The sequence below is a fragment of the Streptomyces cinereospinus genome, assembly GCF_042430725.1.
GTDB classification, from domain to species: Bacteria; Actinomycetota; Actinomycetes; order Streptomycetales; family Streptomycetaceae; genus Streptomyces; species Streptomyces cinereospinus.
Genome location: NZ_JBHMCY010000007.1, coordinates 128,272 through 134,339, shown reverse-complemented (window position 1 = coordinate 134,339; position 6,068 = coordinate 128,272). Strand labels below are relative to the sequence as shown.

General features: G+C 72.4%; 6 protein-coding genes. 5 read left to right on the top strand and 1 reads right to left on the bottom strand.

Annotated features, from left to right (window positions below; translation table 11 throughout):
• Window positions 1–235 precede the first annotated feature (235 nt).
• Complete coding sequence (locus tag ACFF45_RS05850) at window positions 236–898, bottom strand: copper chaperone PCu(A)C domain-containing protein (protein WP_381342785.1); 663 nt, start codon at window positions 896–898, stop codon at window positions 236–238.
• A 582-nt stretch (window positions 899–1,480) separates the two neighbouring features.
• Here ACFF45_RS05850 and ACFF45_RS05845 point away from each other — a divergent pair.
• The 5 genes from ACFF45_RS05845 to rlmB all read left to right on the top strand — a co-directional run bounded on the left by ACFF45_RS05845 (window position 1,481) and on the right by rlmB (window position 6,043).
• Window positions 1,481–1,963, top strand: coding sequence for a CarD family transcriptional regulator (locus ACFF45_RS05845; RefSeq protein WP_003953493.1), 483 nt, complete (start codon window positions 1,481–1,483; stop codon window positions 1,961–1,963).
• Between the two features lie 325 nt (window positions 1,964–2,288).
• Entirely contained in the window at window positions 2,289–3,041 is a 753-nt protein-coding gene (ispD, locus tag ACFF45_RS05840) for a 2-C-methyl-D-erythritol 4-phosphate cytidylyltransferase (protein WP_381342782.1), read from the top strand.
• The gene (ispF, locus tag ACFF45_RS05835; RefSeq protein WP_381342780.1) at window positions 3,031–3,522 is read left to right on the top strand and encodes a 2-C-methyl-D-erythritol 2,4-cyclodiphosphate synthase; all 492 of its coding nucleotides are present in this window, start codon (window positions 3,031–3,033) and stop codon (window positions 3,520–3,522) included. The genes ispD and ispF overlap by 11 nt, the downstream gene beginning before the upstream one ends.
• A gap of 86 nt (window positions 3,523–3,608) precedes the next feature.
• Window positions 3,609–5,009, top strand: a complete 1,401-nt coding sequence (cysS, locus tag ACFF45_RS05830) for a cysteine--tRNA ligase (protein ID WP_381342777.1) — start codon at window positions 3,609–3,611, stop codon at window positions 5,007–5,009.
• Window positions 5,010–5,101: 92 nt separating this feature from the next.
• A complete protein-coding gene (rlmB, locus tag ACFF45_RS05825; protein ID WP_381342774.1) occupies window positions 5,102–6,043 on the top strand; it encodes a 23S rRNA (guanosine(2251)-2'-O)-methyltransferase RlmB in 942 nt (313 codons plus the stop codon).
• Window positions 6,044–6,068 lie beyond the last annotated feature (25 nt).

The following is a 6,068-nucleotide window of genomic DNA, read 5'->3' as shown; positions in this document are numbered from 1 at the left end:
GATACGGCCGCGTGGACACGGCCTTCTCGATACGGCCGCGTGGACACGGCCTTCTCGATACGGCCGCGTGGACACGGCCTTCTCAAGAGGACCCGTGGACACGGCCTTCTCGATACGACGGCCCCGTGGATGCGGCCTTCTCAAGAGGACCCGTGGACACGGCCCTGCGGACGGGGCCTTGTGGACGGGGTCTCATGGATACGGCCTCGTGGGCACGGCCTTCCGCGTACGACGGTCAGTGACCGGCGGTGTCGTCCGCCGCCGGCTCCGTGGCCGGGGCGGACCCGCTCGCGGCGTCCGACGGCGTGCCCGTCGCCTCGCCGCCGTGGTCGCCGCCGCTCTCCCCGGTGGCCTCACCGGTCGGCGACGGGGAGGCGCTCGCCGCCGGCGACCCGCTCGGGCCCCACGCGGCGTAGAAGCCCTCGGCCGGGACGATGAACGCGCGCATGGTCACGTCCCCGGTCTCGCTGAAGGCGAAGGTGACCCTGTGGGCGTCGCCGTCAGTGAGGGACTCGGCGTCCTGCAGCACCGCCGACGCGTTGCCCTCGCCGCCGATGACGACCGAGCCGCCGGCCGGGACGGTCAGCTCGCCCCTGCCCGACGCGGGGGAGAGCTCGACCGTCCGGGCGCCGTCGAGGCTGATCGACTCGATCGTCTGGGGGCGGTCGCCGGCGTTGAAGACGGTGGCGGAGACGACGGCCGGGCCGGTCGCCTCGGGGTCGGCCTGGGTGATGACCACCGCGTTCTGGATCTTGATGTCGCCGACGCTGGTGGCCGCGTTGTCCGGCCTGATCTCCAGCGTCTGCGCCTGGTTCCCGGCGCCGCAGGCGGCGAGCGAGGCGATCGAGAACGCGATGGCGGTGGCGGCGAGGGCGCCGCGTCGAAGGCTGCTGCTCACGGCGGCGGCAACTCCTTGAACGCACGGGCAGCTGTCGGTGTAAAGCCGCCCTAAGTGGCTGTCAGCGGCCTTAGGTTACCGAGCCGTTCCCGGGCGGCCGCACCCGACCCTCCCCCGGGCCCGCCCGGCGTCCCTCAGCAGGGGGTACGAGGGCCCGTGGTGCGGGCGGGTCCGGCGCTCGTAGGGCATTCACATAAGCCTTCGCGACATTTACGTGAAGGAATGCGGGGCCGGCCGGGAAATGGATCACCGGAGGTTCGCCTCCGGTGTGTCGTGATCAATTCCGGAAACGGCGCGTACCGGCCCCCGGGCGCCGAACGGAGTAGTGGAAGCCCCGCCTTAGGAACCGGACATTTGGGGACGTTCAGCCGTCTGGTGGGGTCGCCGGATGTGCGTAACGTGCACGTTTCGCTCGGCCCGGAGAGCCGCTCCGACCTGCGCATACCGCACTCCGGCGGTTGGCCGGAGCACGTTCCTGTCGCTGTTGTCAAGCCCTGAGATATGCCCTGACCTGCGAAAACGCCATTCAGAACCCGCGGTTTCCGTGTTACCCTGGATAGCCACGGAAGGGGTACCTGTCACATGACGTTCAAGGTTGGCGACACCGTGGTCTATCCCCATCACGGGGCCGCGCTGATCGAGGCCATCGAAACTCGCCAGATCAAAGGCGTGGACAAGACCTACTTGGTGCTGAAGGTCGCCCAGGGTGACCTGACGGTACGTGTGCCAGCGGACAATGCGGAGTTCGTCGGCGTGCGTGATGTGGTCGGTCAGGACGGGCTGGACCGGGTCTTCGAGGTGCTGCGCGCGCCGTATGCCGAGGAGCCCACGAACTGGTCGCGTCGCTACAAGGCAAACCTGGAGAAGCTCGCCTCCGGCGATGTCATCAAGGTCGCGGAAGTCGTGCGTGACCTGTGGCGTCGTGAGCGCGAGCGCGGACTCTCCGCCGGTGAGAAGCGCATGCTCGCCAAGGCCCGCCAGATCCTGGTGAGCGAGCTCGCCCTCGCGGAGAACACGAACGAGGACAAGGCCGAGGCTCTGCTCGACGAGGTGCTCGCCTCCTGACCTGAGGCAGGCCCGCTCCGCTCAGCACATCGAAATGCCGCGGTGCCCGATGACACATTCCAGTCGCCGGGCGCTGCGGCATGTTCGTACCCGAACCTGAGGGGTCCCGGGTCGGTCGCCGGCGTCCCGCCGGACGGATGTGCCCCGTCCGTCCCGAACGCCGTGCGTACGCCGAGGAAGTGTCCCCCGGTACTGTGCGTGCCGTGCCCGGGCGGCCGGCTCGACCAGGGTCACGGAAGGGTCCGGTCGATGCGGCGCGCGCCCGCGCGCTGGCACGCTGAGGCCATACCCACGTAGGCCGAGCACACAAACCTGACAGGAAACGATGTCTGACGTTCCGCGCCCCTCGCCCGCAGGAGTCCGTACCGCTGCGGTCATCCCGGCCGCCGGCCGGGGCGTGCGCCTCGGTCCTGGCGCCCCCAAGGCGCTTCGCGCGCTCAACGGTACGCCCATGCTCATCCACGCCGTCCGCGCGCTGGCCGCGTCCCGTGCCGTCTCCCTCGTGGTCGTCGTGGCCCCGCCCGACGGAGCCGCCGAGGTCAAGTCCCTGCTCGACGCGCACGCCCTGCCCGAGCGCACCGACTTCCTCGTCGTCCCCGGCGGCGCGTCGCGGCAGGAGTCGGTCCGGCTGGGCCTCGACGCGCTGCCGCCCGGCTACGACGTCGTGCTGGTGCACGACGCGGCCCGCCCGCTGGTCCCGGTCGACACCGTGGACGCGGTGATCGAGGCGGTCCGCGGCGGCGCGCCCGCCGTGGTGCCGGCGCTGCCGCTGGCGGACACCGTCAAGGAGGTCGAGCCGGCGCGGACGCCGGGTGAGCCGGAACCCGTGCTGGCCACGCCGGAGCGGGCGCGGCTGCGCGCCGTGCAGACCCCGCAGGGCTTCGACCGCGCGACGCTCGTCCGCGCGCACGAGACCGTCACCGGCGACGTCACCGACGACGCGAGCATGGTCGAGCAGCTCGGCCTGCGGGTGGTCGTCGTCCCCGGGCACGAGGAGGCCTTCAAGGTCACCCGGCCCCTGGACCTGGTGCTCGCCGAGGCGGTCCTGGCCCGCAGGAGGCTGAACGATGGCTTCTGAGGCGCCGCTTCCGCGGGTCGGCATCGGCACCGACATCCACGCCTTCGAGGACGGCCGCGAACTGTGGTGCGCCGGCCTGAGGTGGGAGGGCGAGGGGCCGGGCCTGGCCGGGCACTCCGACGCCGACGTCGTGGCGCACGCCGCGTGCAACGCGCTGTTCTCCGCCGCCGGGCTCGGGGACCTGGGGCAGCACTTCGGCACCGGGCGGCCGGAGTGGTCCGGCGCGTCGGGCGTGGCGCTGCTGACCGAGGCCGCCCGCGTCGTGCGCGCGGCGGGCTTCCGGATCGGCAACGTCGCGGTGCAGGTCGTCGGCCCCCGCCCGAAGATCGGCAAGCGTCGCGACGAGGCCCAGAAGGTGCTCTCCGAGGCGGCCGGGGCGCCGGTGTCCGTCTCCGGGGCGACCACCGACGGGCTCGGCTTCCCCGGGCGCGGGGAGGGTCTGATGGCGGTGGCCACGGCCCTGGTGGTGCGCGCCGGCTGAGGGCACCGCGCGGGGGACGCGGCAAACGGGCGCGCCTTGTCCACAAGGGGCACGAGGCATCGCCCGCGGCCCACTACTCTGGAGTGGTGACTATTCGCCTGTACGACACCAGCGCCCGGCAGATCCGTGACTTCGCCCCGCTCACGCCGGGTTGTGTCTCGATCTACCTGTGTGGTGCCACCGTGCAGGCGGCCCCGCACATCGGGCACATCCGCTCCGGCCTGAACTTCGACATCCTGCGCCGCTGGTTCGCGTACCGCGGCTACGAGGTGACGTTCGTCCGGAACGTCACCGACGTCGACGACAAGATCATCCGCAAGGGCCGCGAGCAGAACCGCCCCTGGTGGTCCATCGGGTACGAGAACGAGCGCGCGTTCGACGACGGGTACCGCGCCCTCGGCTGCCTGCCGCCGACCTACGAGCCGCGCGCCACCGGCCACATCACCGAGATGGTCCAGATGATGCGCGGCCTCATCGAGCGCGGGCACGCCTACGAGGCCGACGGCAGCGTCTACTTCGACGTGCGGTCCTGGCCCGCGTACCTGGAGCTGTCCCGGCAGGACCTGGCGGAGCTGCGCCAGCCCGCCGAGGAGGGCATCACCGGCAAGCGCGACCCGCGCGACTTCGCCATGTGGAAGGCGTCCAAGCCGGGCGAGCCCGACTGGGAGACCCCGTGGGGCCGCGGGCGCCCCGGCTGGCACCTGGAGTGCTCGGCCATGGCGCACAAGTACCTGGGCAGCGCCTTCGACATCCACGGCGGCGGCCTGGACCTGGTCTTCCCGCACCACGAGAACGAGATCGCCCAGGCCAAGGCCTACGGCGACGACTTCGCCCAGTACTGGCTGCACAACGCCTGGGTCACCATGAGCGGCGAGAAGATGTCCAAGTCGCTGGGCAACTCGGTGCTGGTGTCCGAGATGGTCAAGAAGTGGCGCCCGATCGTGCTGCGCTACTACCTCGGCACGCCGCACTACCGCTCGACCATCGAGTACAGCGAGGAGGCCCTGCGCGAGGCCGAGTCGGCGTTCGCGCGGATCGAGGGCTTCGTGCAGCGCGTGGTGGAGCTGGCCGGCGGCCCGGTGGAGCCGGCCGGCGAGGTGCCGCCCGCCTTCGCCGAGGCGATGGACGACGACCTGGGTGTGCCGCAGGCCCTGGCGGTCGTGCACAACACCGTCCGGCAGGGCAACAGCGCCCTGGCCGCCGACGACAAGGAGAGCGCGGTCGCCCGCCTCGCCGAGGTGCGGGCCATGCTCGGCGTCCTCGGCCTGGACCCGCTGGACGCGCACTGGGCCGGCGAGAGCGACCGTGGCGAGGACCTGCACGGCGTGGTCGACAGCCTGGTACGCCTCGTCCTGGACCAGCGGGAGGCGGCCCGCGCCCGCAAGGACTGGGCCACCGCGGACGCCATCCGCGACCAGCTCAAGCAGTCCGGTCTGGCCATCGAGGACAGCCCGCAGGGACCGCGCTGGAGCCTCGGCCCGCGCTGAGCGCGGCCGGGGCGACAGCACACCGATGTGCCGTCCGCAGCGTCGGGCGGCACACTTCACAGACGTACGTACTCACCACAGGCAGGTAGGTCATGGCCGCGAACAACCGCCGCATGTCCGGCAAGAAGGGCGCGCAGGTCGGCAGCGGCGGCAAGCGGCGCCGGGCCCTGGAGGGCAAGGGGCCGACGCCCCCCGCCGAGATGCGCAAGGGACACGCCAAGCAGCGTGCCGCCGCCGCCAAGGCGCGGCGCGCGGGAGGGCGCGCGCCGCAGCGGCGTGCCGGGGGCAGGGGGACGTCCGAGCTGGTCGTCGGGCGCAACCCGGTCGTCGAGGCGCTGCGCGAGGGCGTGCCCGCGTCCACGCTGTACGTCCAGCAGTTCATCGACAACGACGAGCGGGTCCGCGAGGCGCTCCAGCTCGCGGCCGAGCGCGGCGGCATCAACCTCATGGAGGCGCCGCGCCCCGAGCTCGACCGGATGACCAACGGCCTGAACCACCAGGGGCTGGTGCTCCAGGTGCCGCCGTACGAGTACGCCCACCCCGAGGACCTCGCCGACGCCGCCGCCGACGAGGGCGAGGATCCGCTCATCGTGGCCCTGGACGGCGTGACCGACCCGCGCAACCTCGGTGCCGTCGTCCGCTCCGTCTCCGCGTTCGGCGGCCACGGCGTGGTCGTCCCCGAGCGGCGCGCGGCCGGGATGACCGCCGGCGCCTGGAAGACGTCCGCCGGTACGGCCGCCCGTACGCCGGTCGCGCGCGCCACCAACCTCACGCGCGCCCTGGAGGCGTACCAGAAGGCCGGGATCGTCGTGGTCGGGCTCGCCGCGGACGGCGAGGCCGAACTGGGTGACCTGGAGGCGCTGGGGGGACCGGTCGTCATCGTGGTCGGCAGCGAGGGCAAGGGGCTGTCGCGGCTGGTCGGCGAGACCTGTGACGTCCGGGTGCGGATCCCGATGCCGGGCGGGGCGGAGTCGCTCAACGCCGGTGTGGCGGCGGGCATCGTGCTGTACGAGGCGGCACGGCGACGGGCCTGAACGACCGTTCGACATAGTCACCCAC